This is a genomic window from Mitsuokella apri (genome assembly GCF_047974105.1).
In the GTDB taxonomy this organism is placed as follows: Bacteria; Bacillota; Negativicutes; order Selenomonadales; family Selenomonadaceae; genus Mitsuokella.
The window spans coordinates 316,832-331,008 of sequence record NZ_JBHYRS010000002.1 but is presented as its reverse complement, the minus strand read 5'-3'; the positions used below and the strand labels follow the sequence as shown (position 1 = coordinate 331,008).

Annotated in this window: 15 protein-coding genes and 1 tRNA gene; 14 read left to right on the top strand and 2 right to left on the bottom strand. The window is 54.1% G+C overall.

All coding sequences use genetic code 11. The features are described 5' to 3' along the window. The first annotated feature begins 44 nt into the window (after window positions 1–44). The 8 genes from ACE419_RS04510 (at window position 45) to ACE419_RS04475 (ending at window position 7,013) form a co-directional block, all read left to right on the top strand. Window positions 45–779 carry a YebC/PmpR family DNA-binding transcriptional regulator gene (locus tag ACE419_RS04510; protein WP_435721169.1) on the top strand — a complete coding sequence of 245 codons (735 nt, stop codon included), beginning with the start codon at window positions 45–47 and terminating at the stop codon, window positions 777–779. A gap of 111 nt (window positions 780–890) precedes the next feature. Beyond that, window positions 891–1,385 (top strand): crossover junction endodeoxyribonuclease RuvC, encoded by a 495-nt coding sequence (ruvC, locus tag ACE419_RS04505; protein WP_435721168.1) that lies wholly within the window; start codon window positions 891–893, stop codon window positions 1,383–1,385. Next, complete coding sequence (ruvA, locus tag ACE419_RS04500; RefSeq protein ID WP_435721167.1) at window positions 1,382–1,978, top strand: Holliday junction branch migration protein RuvA; 597 nt, start codon at window positions 1,382–1,384, stop codon at window positions 1,976–1,978. Before ruvC ends, ruvA begins: the two co-directional genes overlap by 4 nt. A 96-nt stretch (window positions 1,979–2,074) precedes the next feature. Then, window positions 2,075–3,052: a Holliday junction branch migration DNA helicase RuvB gene (ruvB, locus tag ACE419_RS04495; protein ID WP_435721251.1), complete on the top strand. Its 978-nt coding sequence runs from the start codon at window positions 2,075–2,077 to the stop codon at window positions 3,050–3,052. A 45-nt stretch (window positions 3,053–3,097) separates the two neighbouring features. After that, entirely contained in the window at window positions 3,098–3,778 is a 681-nt protein-coding gene (locus tag ACE419_RS04490) for an epoxyqueuosine reductase QueH (protein WP_435721166.1), read from the top strand. Window positions 3,779–3,840: 62 nt separating this feature from the next. Then, the gene (locus ACE419_RS04485; RefSeq protein ID WP_435721165.1) at window positions 3,841–5,154 is read left to right on the top strand and encodes a SpoIID/LytB domain-containing protein; all 1,314 of its coding nucleotides are present in this window, start codon (window positions 3,841–3,843) and stop codon (window positions 5,152–5,154) included. Between the two features lie 27 nt (window positions 5,155–5,181). After that, window positions 5,182–6,294 carry a tRNA preQ1(34) S-adenosylmethionine ribosyltransferase-isomerase QueA gene (queA, locus tag ACE419_RS04480; RefSeq protein ID WP_435721164.1) on the top strand — a complete coding sequence of 371 codons (1,113 nt, stop codon included), beginning with the start codon at window positions 5,182–5,184 and terminating at the stop codon, window positions 6,292–6,294. Between the two features lie 386 nt (window positions 6,295–6,680). Further along, window positions 6,681–7,013 (top strand): hypothetical protein, encoded by a 333-nt coding sequence (locus ACE419_RS04475; RefSeq protein WP_435721163.1) that lies wholly within the window; start codon window positions 6,681–6,683, stop codon window positions 7,011–7,013. Window positions 7,014–7,323: 310 nt separating this feature from the next. Here the strand turns inward: ACE419_RS04475 and ACE419_RS04470 are convergent. After that, window positions 7,324–7,410 (bottom strand) — tRNA-Leu (locus ACE419_RS04470). A 217-nt stretch (window positions 7,411–7,627) separates the two neighbouring features. On the opposite strand from ACE419_RS04470, the gene ACE419_RS04465 reads away from it, so the two are divergent. Continuing rightward, window positions 7,628–9,064: a hypothetical protein gene (locus tag ACE419_RS04465; RefSeq protein WP_435721162.1), complete on the top strand. Its 1,437-nt coding sequence runs from the start codon at window positions 7,628–7,630 to the stop codon at window positions 9,062–9,064. Window positions 9,065–9,186: 122 nt separating this feature from the next. Here ACE419_RS04465 and ACE419_RS04460 read toward each other — a convergent pair whose 3' ends face one another. Then, a complete protein-coding gene (locus ACE419_RS04460) occupies window positions 9,187–10,305 on the bottom strand; it encodes a 5-methyltetrahydropteroyltriglutamate--homocysteine S-methyltransferase (protein WP_435721161.1) in 1,119 nt (372 codons plus the stop codon). 156 nt (window positions 10,306–10,461) lie between these two features. Between ACE419_RS04460 and ACE419_RS04455 the strand changes: the two genes are divergently transcribed. From ACE419_RS04455 to ACE419_RS04435, 5 genes are all read left to right on the top strand, one after another. Then, window positions 10,462–11,367 (top strand): LysR family transcriptional regulator, encoded by a 906-nt coding sequence (locus ACE419_RS04455; RefSeq protein ID WP_435721160.1) that lies wholly within the window; start codon window positions 10,462–10,464, stop codon window positions 11,365–11,367. 104 nt (window positions 11,368–11,471) lie between these two features. Next, window positions 11,472–11,795, top strand: coding sequence for a hypothetical protein (locus tag ACE419_RS04450; RefSeq protein ID WP_435721159.1), 324 nt, complete (start codon window positions 11,472–11,474; stop codon window positions 11,793–11,795). Window positions 11,796–11,833: 38 nt separating this feature from the next. Beyond that, entirely contained in the window at window positions 11,834–12,214 is a 381-nt protein-coding gene (locus ACE419_RS04445; protein WP_435721158.1) for a VOC family protein, read from the top strand. An 80-nt stretch (window positions 12,215–12,294) separates the two neighbouring features. Continuing rightward, window positions 12,295–13,008, top strand: coding sequence for a DUF554 domain-containing protein (locus tag ACE419_RS04440; protein WP_435721157.1), 714 nt, complete (start codon window positions 12,295–12,297; stop codon window positions 13,006–13,008). 210 nt (window positions 13,009–13,218) lie between these two features. Then, on the top strand, window positions 13,219–14,103 hold the full coding sequence (locus ACE419_RS04435) for a phosphate ABC transporter substrate-binding protein (protein WP_435721156.1): 885 nt from the start codon (window positions 13,219–13,221) through the stop codon (window positions 14,101–14,103). The last annotated feature ends 74 nt before the right edge of the window (window positions 14,104–14,177 follow it).

Sequence of the window (14,177 nt, the reverse complement as noted above, 5' to 3'; positions counted from 1 at the left end):
ATCGTGTAGCTTTGCAATTTTGATTAAAGGAGCGGTGTTCTTTTATGTCAGGACATTCTAAATGGGCCAATATCAAGCGCAAGAAAGGTGCCAACGATGCCATCCGCGGCAAGATCACGACGAAAATCGGCCGTGAAATCACGATTGCCGTCCGCATGGGCGGTGCAGACCCGACGGGCAACATGCGTCTGAAGCTGGCTCTTTCGAAAGCAAAATCCAACAATATCCCGAAAGACAATATCAAGCGTGCCATCGAGAAAGGTCTCGGCAACACGGAGAGCGGCAGCTACGAAGAGCTCATGTACGAGGGCTACGGCCCGGGCGGCACGGCTGTCATGCTCGACATCTTGACGGATAACCGCAACCGCACGGCTGCTGATGTCCGCCATCTCTTCTCGAAATACGGCGGTAACCTCGGTCAGGACGGCTGCGTTGCCTGGATGTTCAAGAAGAAGGCTGTTTTCATCGTCGAGAAGGAAGTTTTCGATGATGAAGATGAGCTCATGGAAATCGTCCTCGATGCCGGCGCCGAAGATATGAAGTCGGAAGACGAGGTCTTCGAGATCACGGCTGAACCGGAAGCTTTTGACGATATCGAAAAGGCTCTCGGCGAGAAGGGCATTGAGACGGCTTCGGCTGAAGTCACGATGGTACCGGATACGACGGTTCACCTTGAGGGCAAGGATGCAGAGAAGATGCAGACCCTCATCGACGCACTCGAAGAGAACGATGATGTCCAGAACGTTTACAGCAACTACGAGGCAGACGACGAGGAATAATCCTTTTCCTGTTTTGCCCTAAAACTGTCATAAAACGTCTTTGCAAGCTCCTGCGATGCGAATCATTCGCGCGGCAGGAGCTTGCTTTACTATAAAATATCAGGAGATGTCATGTTAGCATTAGGTATTGACCCCGGTACGGCCATCTGCGGCTACGGCTTTGTCGAATCCGTCGGCAGCCGACTGATTCCACGCGCCTATGGCTCCATCTTCACGTCACCGAAGATGAAGATGGAAGACCGCCTCATGAAGATTTACGATGAGCTCGATGCCCTGATTAAGAAGTATCAGCCCGATGTCATGGGCGTCGAGAAGCTCTTCTTCAACCGCAATGTCACGACGGCCATCCCGGTCGGTCAGGCGCGCGGCATTGTGCTGCTGACGGCGGCGAAGAACAATCTGCGCCTCGTCGAACGCACGCCGATGCAGATCAAGCAGGATGTCACGGGCTACGGCAAGGCCGACAAGAATCAGGTCATCTACATGGTCACGAAAATCCTGCATCTGCCGGAGCCGCCGAAGCCTGATGACACGGCCGATGCGCTGGCCATTGCCATCTGCACGACACATTGTCTCAATAGTATCAGCTGGAGGAATCAGTTATGATTGGTTATCTGCGCGGCAAAGTCCTGTTCCTTTACACGGACTATGCGCTTCTCGATGTTCACGGCGTCGGCTACCGCGTCTTCATCGCCAATTCGACGCGGCAGAAGCTGCGCCTGCACGAAGAGGCGAGCCTCTTCATCTATACGAGCGTGCGCGAAGATGCCATCATTCTCTACGGCTTTGCTTCGCAGGAGGAATATGACCTCTTTCTGCAGCTGATTTCCGTCTCGGGCATCGGGCCGAAGGTCGCCCTCGGCATCCTTTCTGCCATCACGGTCGAAGGGCTCTGCCGCGCCATCCAGAATAAGCAGGCGAGCATCCTGACGAAGCTGCCGGGCATCGGCAAAAAGTCGGCAGAGCGCCTGATTCTCGAGCTCAAAGACAAAGTCGCTTTTGCACCGGAGGAAGAGGAGCTTCTGACTATCGAAAATGAAGCAGAAGTCGGCGACGACAAGGTCGCGGAAGCCACAGCAGCTCTGCAGGCCCTCGGCTACACACAGGCCGAAATCACGCCGGTCATCCGCAAGACGGCCAAGTACAAGACGCCGGAAGAAATCATCAAGGCGTCCTTGAAGCTTTTGAACCGTTTGTGAGAACTTTGAGAACTTATTTAGATATGAAAGAAAAACAGAAAGGGAGGTGCCAGATTGGACGATTTTGATTCCTATGACGAAGACCGCATTGTCGCCATGGGCGAGCAGCGCGCCGATGACTGGCAGTACAGCCTGCGTCCGCGCAAACTCAATGAATACATCGGTCAGGAGAAGGTCAAGGCGAATCTCTCGATTTTCATTCAGGCGGCGCTGTCGCGCGGCGAGGCCCTCGACCATGTGCTGCTTTACGGGCCGCCGGGCCTCGGCAAGACGACGCTCGCGGGCATCATCGCCAACGAGCTCGGCGTCAACTTCCGCCAGACGTCGGGGCCGGCCATCGAGCGCAGCGGCGACCTGGCGGCTCTTTTGACGAACCTGCAGGAACACGATGTGCTGTTTATCGATGAGATTCACCGTTTGTCGCACAGCGTCGAAGAGGTCCTTTACTCGGCCATGGAGGATTTCGCGCTCGATATCATCATCGGCAAGGGGCCGAGCGCGCGTTCCATCCGCCTCGACATCGCGCCGTTTACGCTGATTGGCGCGACGACGAAGGCAGGTTCCTTGGCGGCGCCGCTGCGCGACCGCTTTGGCGTCATCTCGCGCCTCGAGTACTATACGCCGGAATCCCTCGTGCACATCATCAAGAGGGCGGCCGAAATCCTTGAAATCCCGATTGAAGACGAGGGGGCACTTGAAATCGCGCGCCGCAGCCGCGGTACGCCGCGTGTGGCGAACCGGCTTTTAAAGCGCGTGCGCGATGTCGCGCAGATTGAAGGCTCGGGCGTCATCACGAATGAGATTGCCGACAAGGCCCTGCGCATGCTCGAAGTCGACAAGGCCGGACTCGACCATACGGACCGCCGCATGCTCAAGACCATGATCAAGAAATTTGCCGGCGGTCCCGTGGGCCTCGATACGCTGGCTGCGGCCATCAGCGAGACGACGGATACGATTGAGGATGTCTACGAACCGTATCTCATCCAGCTCGGCTTCATCAACCGCACGCCGCGCGGCCGTGTCGTCACGCCTGCAGGCTATGAGCATCTCGGCATCCCGTACCCCGAAAAATAAGATGGTGTATTATAATAGAAGAAAATTTGCAAAGAGGTGAGATTTATGCGTTTACTGCTTCATATGTGCTGCGGTCCGTGCTCATGTTATCCCGTAAAGAAACTCCGCGAAGAGGGCATTGAGCCCGTCGGCTACTTTTTCAATCCAAACATCCATCCTTACAAGGAATGGGATATGCGTTTGAAGACGGCAAAGGAATTTGCCGAAAAGGTCAACATGGAATTTTATGCCGATGAACATTACCGTCTGCGCGATTTCCTGAAGAAAGCGCTGCCGGCCGAGGCCCTGCCAAACGGCCGCTGCACGATGTGCTATACATGGCGTCTTGAGGAGACGGCGCGCTACGCCGCAGAACACGGCTTTGACGCCTTTACGTCAACGCTTTTTTACAGCATTTACCAGCAGCACGACCTCATGCGCCGCACGGCGGAGCATTTTGCCGAAAAATACGGCGTAGATTTCTACTACGAGGACTTCCGCCCCGGCTGGCAGGAGGGCATCGACATCAGCCATGAGCTCGACCTCTACCGTCAGCCTTACTGCGGCTGCATCTTCAGCGAAGAGGAGCGCTATTCGCGCGAAATCCGCAAACAGCGCAAAAAAGAGAACAAGGCCAAGAAACGCGCCCGCCTGGAGCGTGAGGCCAAACTGCGCGCCGCGGAAGAAGCACAGCGAGTTCAGCAGGCCCAGCAGGAAAACAGCGCGCCAATCGCGAAAGAAGCCTGAGAGCAGGGCTGAAAAGAGAGGCCTGCGAAAAATGCGTTTAGGTGCCAGTGAGGTGGAATGCTATGGGATATCCGCAGAAGAAAGTCAGCGAAGTCAGCAAAAACAGGAGGGGCAGAGCTGCCGGTAAGGTCAGCATGGCCTTGGCACTTATGATGGCCTTTGTCATGGCCATTACAGCCCTGACAGGCACGGCTCAGGCAAGGCACAGGCACGCGAAAAAGCCGGCAAAACCTGCCGTAAGTCAGTCCGCACAGCAGCAAAGTCAGGAAAATCAGGCAAAAATGCCGAAACGCACGGCCGAGCCCGTCCTGCGCATCGGCCTGCAGCAGGGAAAGTCCTCGTTTACTGTGATGCCGCTTGTCGATAAGCTCCAGCTGCGCACAGAATCGTCGAAGGCATATCCCCTGAAAGCAGCGGCACCCGTGGAAATCCGCTGGCAGAATGGCAGCTTCCTCGTCGGCAAAGAAAAGCTCAAGGGCGAACGGCTGCAGCTCATGCCTGCGGCGGCCCTGACGGATGCGGCGCATTTTTCACTTGCCGGCCGCTCGTACCGCGGCACGCTCGAAATTCTCGCGAAGAAGGGCGGCCTGACCGCCGTCAACCTCGTGCCGCTTGACGATTATCTCCTGAGCGTCGTACCTGAGGAAATGCCGACGGACTGGCCGGCAGAAGCACTGAAGGCGCAGAGCGTCGCCGCGCGCAGCTTTGCCCTGCACAACAGGGACCGTCATGCAACCGACGGCTTCGACCTCTGTACGACAACACACTGTCAGGTCTATACGGGCGTTGGCGCCGAAAAGTCAGCATCCACGGCGGCCATACACGCGACGCAGGGCGAGGTCCTTTTTTACGGCAGCGAGCCCATCGATGCCCTTTTTCATACGGACAGCGGCGGCATGACCGAAAACAGCGAAAATGTCTGGGGAAGCTTCGTGCCGTATCTGCGCGCCGTCAAGGATACGGCGAACGGGACCATGCCCTGGACGAAGGAAGTCAGCACTGCCGCTTTTGAGCAGAAACTGGCGGCCAAAGGCCATAACGTCGGCAAAATCCGCTCCCTGTCGCTTTCCTCCTTAAAGATTGGCAAAGCCGCGTCTGACCGCACGGCGTCAGGCCGCGTCAAGACAATGACCGTCAAGGGCACAAAAGGCACGGCAGCGCTCACGGGCAATGAGCTTCGCAGCCTGTTTGGCCTCAAGAGTACGCTCTTTGATGCGAAACTGCAGGGGAGCAAAGTCGTCTTTTCGGGTTTTGGTTTCGGCCACGGCCTCGGCATCTCGCAGTGGGGCGCAGAACGGCTCGCCGCGGGCGGCATGAAATACGACGCGATCCTGCATCATTATTATGCAGACGTCACCTTGAAGAAAATGTATTGATGAATAGATAAGAGGGTTAAGTTAAGTATGTTACTATCCGATTTTGATTACGACCTGCCGGAAGAACGCATCGCACAGGTGCCAATCGAGCCGCGCAACGCTTCGCGCCTCATGGTCCTCGACCCGGTCGAAAAGACCATCGAACACCGCCATTTCTACGACCTCAAGGAATTTTTGGAGCCTGGCGATACGCTGATTTTCAACGATACGCGCGTCATGCCGGCACGCCTCATCGGTCACCGCGACCAGACGGGCGGCAAGGTCGAGGTCTTCCTGCTGCGCCGCCTCGATGCAAACCATTGGGAAACGCTCGTCAAACCAGGCAAAAAGGCTAAGCCGGGCAATGTTATCAACTTCGGCGATGAACTTTCGTGCACGGTGACGGAACACACGGACTTTGGCGGCCGCATCGTCGAATTCCATTACGACGGCATCTTCGAGGAAATCCTCGACCGCCTCGGCGAGACGCCGCTGCCGCCGTACATCCACGAAAAACTCGAGGACAAGGAACGCTATCAGACCGTCTACAACCGCGAGGAAGGCTCTGCCGCCGCGCCGACGGCCGGCCTGCACTTCACGAAAGAGCAGATGCAGGAGCTCAAGGACATGGGCGTCAACCTCGGCTTTGTCACGCTGCACGTCGGCCTCGGCACGTTCCGTCCGGTCAACGTCGAGAACATCGAGGAACACGAGATGCATAAAGAGTACTACTGCATCCCCGACGAGACGGCCAAGCTCATCATGGACACGAAAAAAGCCGGCCACCGCGTCATCGCCGTCGGCACGACGAGCATCCGCACGCTCGAATCCGCCGCCACCGCCAAAAACGAAATCGCCGGCCGCAGCGGCTGGACGGGCATCTTCATCTATCCGGGCTACGACTTCAAGATTGTCGATGCCATCATCACGAACTTCCACCTGCCAAAATCCACTCTGATCATGCTCATCAGCGCCTTCGCCGGCCGCAATTTCGTCCTGCAGGCCTACAAAACCGCTGTCGAGATGAAATATCGCTTCTTCTCGTTCGGCGATGCCATGTTCATCAAGAGACCGCAGCCCCTCGCAGAACGCGCGGAAGAGCTCAAGGAACTTGAAGAGCTCGACAAAAAGCGCGAAGCTGAAGCAGCACAAAAAGAATAAAAGACAAAACAGCCTTCTCGCAGGAGAGGGCTGTTTTGATGTTACAACTTTTCAGATAGAAATTAAATATTTGAATATTATGTCGGAAAGCATAGGATTTTATCGGCATCCCTTTACTATATGACCATAGCAGATTCTTTCCATATTTCATTCAACCCATCCATTTCTGAGCCACTGCCTTCGCGGCAGTGGTTGCTTTTTTTACTCAGATGAGATGCCAACAACAGTTTTCTGGGCTTTTCGACTTTCTTTATGGTATAATGAAAGCAAAAAAGGGGTGCTTGCTTTGACACGAGAAGAAGAGCTTTTGCGGCACTCGAGCTGCATTTTCTCGAGATTCCAAAATACGCGAGGCGCCGAAAAAGCCAATCAGCCAGCTGACAAAGATGGAACGCTGGCTCGCGTATTTTGCCAACCAGCTGACGAAAGAAGAACGGAGGGAGCTGGCGATGAAAGATGAAAAAATCAAAGACGCGCTGGATGCAACGCAGGTCTTTTTGAGCGACAAAGAGGAGCGCCGCCGCTACATCAACCGCGAGATGGCCATCATGGACCGCCGCTCCGAACTCGCTTCGGTCCGTGACGAGACCATGCTGGAAAATATACGAAACTTTGTTGCCGGCACTGGCTGGAGCGCAGAGCGCGTAATGGATATGCTCAAGATCCCCGAACAGGACCGCCCGCGCTATCTTGACATGCTCCAGAAAAACCTGCATTGACTTAAATACGCGAAGAGCCCTTCATCTGTGACTGAATGAGAGGCTCTTTGCGTCCGTGGGCGGCGCAAAAGGCGTAGATTGAAAAAGGTTGGCTAAACCGGGTCAGCATTTTCGGCAAGTATTCTTTTCGCCTCAATAGCGGCAGTCATGGAGGAACTCGCGCGTGAAGTCGGTAATTAACAAAAAAGGCCCCCTGAAAAGGGGGCTGAAATCAAACATCTGAAATTGGCATTACTAATGGCATTACTAATCTCGAAAAAGCCAACAAAAAAGACCCCGCGAAAACCCCGCGAAGCCTTGTATTTCCTAGTGGTGCCGAAGACCGGACTTGAACCGGTACGTTGTTGCCAACGGCAGATTTTGAGTCTGCTGCGTCTGCCAATTCCGCCACTCCGGCGTAACGACCATGTACCATGTGTCATTAACATAAAATATTATAACAGTATAGGGCCAGACTGTCAATGTATGATGCGAATTTTAGATGGATTTCCAGGCAGAACTTCTCTAAACGTTCTTAGCATGAAGAAAAAGCCTATGGCATGGCAGGAGTATCCATGATGTGCGCGGAATAATAAATACATACGACAATCATGACGGAAAGTGGGGAATGTGACATGAGGAAGAAGCCCGAGAAGCATACGAAGGCTGTTCCTAAGGAATTGTACGATAAGATGTTTGAGAAAATGCAGGATGTTTTTGTTACGGACGAGGAATATGAACGCATGACGCCGGAACAGAAGAGAAAATGCGTGGAAGAGGCGATGGAGAAATTCAGCCGGATCATGGATGAGGCATCAGCGCAGATGTCAGATGATGATTACGATGATTATGACGAAGACGATGTGCTCGACCATTATCCGTATGGCGATATAAATTTTGACGAAGAGGACAGCGACGTTTTCTATGATGATGAGTCCAGCCTCGTAGACGCCGGCGGCAACATGTATTACCGTGATCCCACGCCGTTTCGGGAGACGCTGGACGGGTATACGAAGAGCGAGCTGATCACCATTGCCGAAGCGCGGGGTATCCACATCCGAAAATCGCTGCACAAGGCGGAATACCGGATGCAGCTCGTTTTGGAAATGCTGAATCCGGACCGGATGCGAAACATTCTTTTATGGCTGCCGCATGAAGAAATGCAGGCTCTGCTGCAGCTGCTTGAGGAAAAGCCGCCCGCGGATATGATGGATATGTTCCCGGAGCCGGCTCAGCTGGAGACCGTCCCGTATTTTGGTCTGCCGAATCTTCTGGAAATGGGCTATTTGTCGGAGCTGTTCGTTCACGACTACGTAATGCCGCAGGATGTTGCCGATATAATGCAAAATTTGCTGACGGTGGATTTCTGGGTGGAATATCGCCAGACGGCCTGGATTGAGTCGGCCGTTTCACTGGCCGAAGATATCTATGACGTTTATCCGCTGTCTGTGCTCATGCAGATGCTTCGCCAGCGGCCGGACTTTTCGTGGACGGAACAGGAGGTTTTGGAACATCTGGCAAAGGTGCCAACGGAAATGCAGACAGTTTTTTACCAGGATGGATGGCTGCGCCCGGACCTGGAGGAAGAGCCGGAAGAGAATCCGCCTCTTTCAAAGGATGCCGTTTACTATATTCCGACGCAAAGTGAAATCTGGAGCCATGAATTTTTGGACAAGAGCAGTGAGAGGGTCTGGAAGGCCATGTTCCAGCTTTTGGGCAATAAGTGGCCGTATCTGCAGGAAACCTCGTTTTATGAAGTCCTGCCGGACATTATGACGATGGCCTTTGCGCAGAATATGGCAGAGCCAAAGAGCAAGGATATTCTTTTTGCGATTCTGCAGGCTGTTCCGGAGCTTGAGACTGCAGAACGCCATGCGTTGGTCCGAGATATGCTGCCGTTCCTGAAAAAAATCCACGACCATGCCCGTCTGCCGTCGCAGCACGGTTTTTCCAAAATTGAGCTCAAGGAGCAGAAAAAACAGGAAAAAGCCGCGCAGCGTCAGGCGCGCAGGGCTGAGAGGGCACAGCGCAAAGTCATTTCTCTGGCGGAGCGGCGCAAAGGGAAAAAATAAATACAACGGCTGTCTGCGCTTCGCCGGAGAACTGTGTGCAGCACCTTATATAGCACCATATAGATAGGAAGAAAAACAGCACGGATGACTTTGTCTCCGTGCTGTTTCGTATTTCTATTTCCTTATTTGCCCCAGACTTCTTCGGCGATTTCTTTGACGAGGCGGATTTTGGCCCATTCTTCGTCTTCGGTCAGGAGGTTGCCTTCTTCCGTCGAGGCGAAGCCGCACTGCGGGCTCAGCGAGAGCTGGTCGAGCGGCAGATATTTTTCGGCTTCGTGGATGCGGGCGATGACGTCCTCTTTTTTCTCGAGCTCTGGCGTCTTGGACGTCACGAGGCCGAGGACGACTTTCTGGTCCTTGATGAAGCGCAGCGGTTCAAAGCCGCCGGCGCGGTCGGAGTCGTATTCGAGGAAGAAGCCGTCGACATGGCAGTGGGAGAAGAGAATGTCGGCAACGGGCTCGTAGCCGCCGGCGGAAGACCAGGTCGAACGGAAATTGCCGCGGCAGATATGCATCGTGATGGTCATGTCGGCCGGTTTGACCTCGAGAATCTTGTTGAGCACCTCGACGTATTTGCGGCCGACGGCGTCGACGTCGATGCCGCGCTCGGCGTAGGCCTTGCGTTTTTCGGCGGAGCAGAACTCACCCCACGAGGTGTCGTCGAACTGCAGATAACGGCAGCCGGCTTCGTAAAAAGCTTTGACGGCTTTCTGGTAAGCGGCCGCGATGTCCGCAAAAAGGTCATCTTCGTTCTGGTAGCGTTCAATCGGCTGGTAGTCGGCATTGCGGACGCAGCAGATGAGGTGCAGCATCGACGGCGAAGGAATCGTCTGTTTGGCCGTCGTGTCACCGGCAACGGACTTCAGGAAGCGGAAGTGGTCGAGGAACGGATGATTCTCGGGAAAGTCAATCTTGCCCGTGATTTTAATCGTCTCGGCCTTCGGCTGAAAGCCCTTGAAGGCGATGGAAAAATGCTCGGCCTTGACTTTGTCGACGCCATCGAGGCCCCAAAGGAAATCGAGGTGCCAGAACGCGCGGCGGTATTCGCCGTCCGTCACGGCCTTGAGGCCGGCCTTTTTCTCGTCGGCCACGAGCTCGCGGATGCTCTTGTCTTCCTGAGCCTTGAGCTCTGCAGCCGTGATTTTGCCGTCTTCAAAGTCTTTTCTCGCAGCCTTGAGCTCCGGCTTTCTCAGGAAGCTGCCGACAATATCATAGCGGTAAGGGATTCGTTCAGTCGTCATAATGGGTTCCTCCTAATAATTCATACGAAATTTATATGAATGCTTGTGTTTTCTTTCTATGTACGTTATTATACAGGAAGGAAAATGGAATTAAAAATATCGAAAATATATTGTCTGTCATAGGAACATCCTATGACAAAAGGAAGGGGACTTCTTATGACTCTGCAGCAGCTTCGTTATCTCATCGCGGTGGCCGAAACGGGGAACATCACGCAGGCGGCCGAGCATCTCTTTGTCTCGCAGCCGAGCGTCACGGCCGCGATTCGCGAACTCGAAAAGGAAATGAACTTGACGCTTTTCCTGCGCCAGAACAAGGGCGTGACGCTGACGCCGGACGGGGAGCGTTTTTTGGGTTATGCGCGCAAAGTCATCGACGAGGCCGATGAGCTGGAGGACACGTTTAAGGGCCTCAAGGAGCAGAAACCGCATTTTACCGTGTCGTGCCAACATTATTCGTTTGCCGTCAATGCGTTCGTCCAGCTCATCCGCGAGTTTGACGCGCCGCAGTATGACTTTACGATTCGCGAGGAACAGACGCACGAAATCATCGAGGACGTGGCCAACATGAAGAGCGAGCTCGGCATTCTTTATCTGAGCTATGCCAACGAAAAAATCCTTCGGAAGATTTTTGCGGCGCACAGCCTGACGTTTACGGAGCTCTTTACGGCCAAGCCCCATGTCTTTATCTCCGCGCAGCATCCCTTGGCGGAAAAAGAGGTCATCACGCTGCGGGATTTGAAGAATTATCCGTACCTGACGTACGAGCAGGGCGTTTATAACTCGTTTTATTATCAGGAGGAATTTCTCGACGCGACGGACCAGAAGAAAAATATCCGCGTGCAGGACAGGGCCACGCTCTTTAATCTGCTCATCGGGCTTAACGGCTATACCGTCTGCTCCGGCGTCATCTCGCACGCGCTGAACGGCGACAACATCATCGCAAAGCCCCTGAAAATGAAAGAACAGATGAAAATCGGTTGCATCATGCGCAAAGAGACGGTGCTGTCGCGCTACGGGCGGGTCTATCTCGAACATCTGCAGCAGATTGTCGGGGCTATGTGATGAGAGAAGGCCGCGCGGCAGGAAAATGGCCGCGGGCGGCGAATACATACAAGTACATATCTTTAGGAAAGTTTTGTTCGACTATAAGAGAGGAAGCGAGCAGCGTGGCAAAGACCATCGAAGAACTCAAGGCAGAATTTCATCAGACGTATGATTATTTTCCGGGCGTGGCACGCCTGATTGACCGTGAGCACAAGATTTTGGCTGCGAACATCAAGGCAGAGAAGGCCGGCTTCAAGGAAGGCATGATTTGCGCCAAAATCGGCACGCCGGAATCGCACCGCGAATGCAAATTCGAGAAGATGTTTGAGACGGGCAAGGCCCAGACGGACCATGCCATCCCCGACAAAATCCGCGGCTGGTATCCGGTAGAAGGCTTCCCCGATGTCTGCATCCACTTCGGCCTGCCGCTGCCGGAAGATTTTTGATGATTGCAGCATAATATATAATGAAGGAATGGTGAACTATGGCAAGACAGTCGTATGTGGAACACGCCGCGGTAACGGTGCAGGATATCGAATGGACGAAGAATTTTTTCGAGAAGATTCTCGGCATGACGGAAACGCGCCGCAAGGAAAAAGACGGTCAGCTCAAAATGGTCTGGCTCAAGGGCGGCATCCAGCTCGTGGCCGCACCGGATGACTACAAGGCAGGGCAGGGGCATCACCTCGGTATCGTCGTCGAGGATATGCCTGAAGTATTAAAGGAAATGCTCGCCGTCGAGGGCGTCCATCATATCGAGGGCAAGCCTGAAAAATGGGTGCAGCTGCCGGACGGACTGACACTTGAGCTGTTTCAGGAGAAGCCGGGGGCTGTCAAGAAAGTGCTGGATATCGAAGTAAAATGAACATCATCCTCGTCCTGTGTTATAATGGAAGGTATCTTTATGGAAGAAATCTTTCATTATAATAGAAGGGCGGGGATTTTTTGTTTCCGGGGATTGGTGTTTTGGCGAATGTATTGGGGATTGTTGCAGGCGGCCTTGTGGGACTTGGCTTTGGGCGGCTGATTTCGGAGAGGTTCCAGAAGACTTTGATGATGGCCTGTGCGGTCGCGGTGATTTTTCTCGGGCTGACGGGGACGGTCAAGGAAATGCTGGTGGTGACAGAGGGCGGCGTTGAGCTGACGGGGACGTACCGGATGCTGGCGAGCCTCATCGGCGGGGCTCTGATTGGCGAGGCCATCAACATCGAGGACCGCATGGAACAGTTTGGCGTCTGGCTCAAGAAAAAGACGGGCAGCAGCGGCGATACGCGCTTTGTCGATGGTTTTGTCACGGCGTCGCTGACGGTCTGCATCGGCGCGATGGCCGTCATTGGCTCCATCAACGACCGGCTGCTTGCGGACCCGTCGGTGCTGTTTGCGAAAACCGTGCTCGATGCCGTCATCGTGATGATCATGACGTCGGCACTCGGCAGGGGCTGCATCTTTTCGGCGCTGTCGGTCGGCATTTTTCAGGGCGCGATTTTCCTCGCAGCGGGGCTGTTGGAGCCCTTTATGACGCCTGAGGCCTTGTCGGCACTCAGTGCCGTCGGCGATATTTTGATTTTCTGCGTTGGGACGAACCTTTTCGGACTGCCGCATGTGCGCGTTGCAAATTTCCTGCCCGCGCTCGTGATTGCGGTTGTCTGGATGCTTTGATGAGACTTCTGCCGGCTCTTATAGACTGCCTTCCTTTATTCCTGCAAGGGGAAAAGGGGAGGCTTTTTATTCTGCCGTTTTTCTTAACATGGAATTTACAAAGGCACAACAATTCCCCGCCCAATCTTTGCTACGATATAGGAGAACGATGAAGGGAACCAAATGGTTCCGGTAGTTGCCAATCAGCAAATGATTTGGGAGGAAATGGATATGTTTAGTCAACTCAGCAAGATGAAGAAAATTCTCTCCGTCGGTGCGATTGCTGCCAGCATGGCAGTGATGCTGACGGGCTGCGGCGGTGGCCAGCAGTCAGCAAGTTCCTCGGGCAGCGGCGCTGCTCAGCAGGAAATCTCCGGCAAGATCTCGGCTTCGGGCTCGACGGCACTGCTGCCGCTCCTGAAACCGGCTCAGGAAGCTTTCCAGGATAAATACGATAAAGTCACGGTCAACATCGCCGGCGGCGGTTCCTTCACGGGCATGAATCAGGTCGCTGAAGGCGCTGTCCAGATTGGTGATTCGGATGTCAACCTGCCGGACGAGTACAAAGACAAGGGCCTCGTTGACCATAAGGTCGTCGTTGAGCCGTTCGTCTTCATCGTCGACAAGGCCAACAAAGTCGACAACATCACGAAGCAGCAGGCCATTGACATCCTGACGGGCAAGATCACGAACTGGAAGGACGTTGGCGGCGACGATCAGCCAATCACCCTCATCCATCGTGCAAAATCTTCGGGTTCGCGCGCAACGATCAGCGATGTCGTCCTGAAGGGCGCAGCTTTCACGGATAACGCTGTTATCCAGGATTCCAACGGTGCTGTCCGTGCCGCTATTGCCAGCACGCCGGGTTCCATCGGCTATGTCGATGCTCCGTACGCTGACGATTCCGTCAAAGTCCTGAAGTTCGACGGCGTTGAGTATTCCCCGCAGAACATCATCGATGGCAAATATCCGATTTACGGCTATGGCCATATGTACACGAAAGGTGAGCCGACTGGCGCAGTCAAGGCTTTCATCGACTACATCCTCAGCGATGAGTTCCAGAACAGCCAGGTTGAGAAGCTCGGCTTCATCCCGGTCAACAAGATGAAAAAGTAAAAGTTCCTGATAAAGGAATAACAGATGATGCAGGGCTTCGGTCCTGCATCACGTTTATGTAGGACATCGGAAAC

Coding starts and splice junctions, on each gene's coding strand:
- ACE419_RS04510 (WP_435721169.1), top strand. CDS start 45: ATGTCAGGACATTCTAAATGGGCCAATATCAAGCGCAAGAAAGGTGCC.
- ruvC (WP_435721168.1), top strand. CDS start 891: ATGTTAGCATTAGGTATTGACCCCGGTACGGCCATCTGCGGCTACGGC.
- ruvA (WP_435721167.1), top strand. CDS start 1,382: ATGATTGGTTATCTGCGCGGCAAAGTCCTGTTCCTTTACACGGACTAT.
- ruvB (WP_435721251.1), top strand. CDS start 2,075: ATGGGCGAGCAGCGCGCCGATGACTGGCAGTACAGCCTGCGTCCGCGC.
- ACE419_RS04490 (WP_435721166.1), top strand. CDS start 3,098: ATGCGTTTACTGCTTCATATGTGCTGCGGTCCGTGCTCATGTTATCCC.
- ACE419_RS04485 (WP_435721165.1), top strand. CDS start 3,841: ATGGGATATCCGCAGAAGAAAGTCAGCGAAGTCAGCAAAAACAGGAGG.
- queA (WP_435721164.1), top strand. CDS start 5,182: ATGTTACTATCCGATTTTGATTACGACCTGCCGGAAGAACGCATCGCA.
- ACE419_RS04475 (WP_435721163.1), top strand. CDS start 6,681: ATGGAACGCTGGCTCGCGTATTTTGCCAACCAGCTGACGAAAGAAGAA.
- ACE419_RS04465 (WP_435721162.1), top strand. CDS start 7,628: ATGAGGAAGAAGCCCGAGAAGCATACGAAGGCTGTTCCTAAGGAATTG.
- ACE419_RS04460 (WP_435721161.1), bottom strand. CDS start 10,305: ATGACGACTGAACGAATCCCTTACCGCTATGATATTGTCGGCAGCTTC.
- ACE419_RS04455 (WP_435721160.1), top strand. CDS start 10,462: ATGACTCTGCAGCAGCTTCGTTATCTCATCGCGGTGGCCGAAACGGGG.
- ACE419_RS04445 (WP_435721158.1), top strand. CDS start 11,834: ATGGCAAGACAGTCGTATGTGGAACACGCCGCGGTAACGGTGCAGGAT.
- ACE419_RS04435 (WP_435721156.1), top strand. CDS start 13,219: ATGTTTAGTCAACTCAGCAAGATGAAGAAAATTCTCTCCGTCGGTGCG.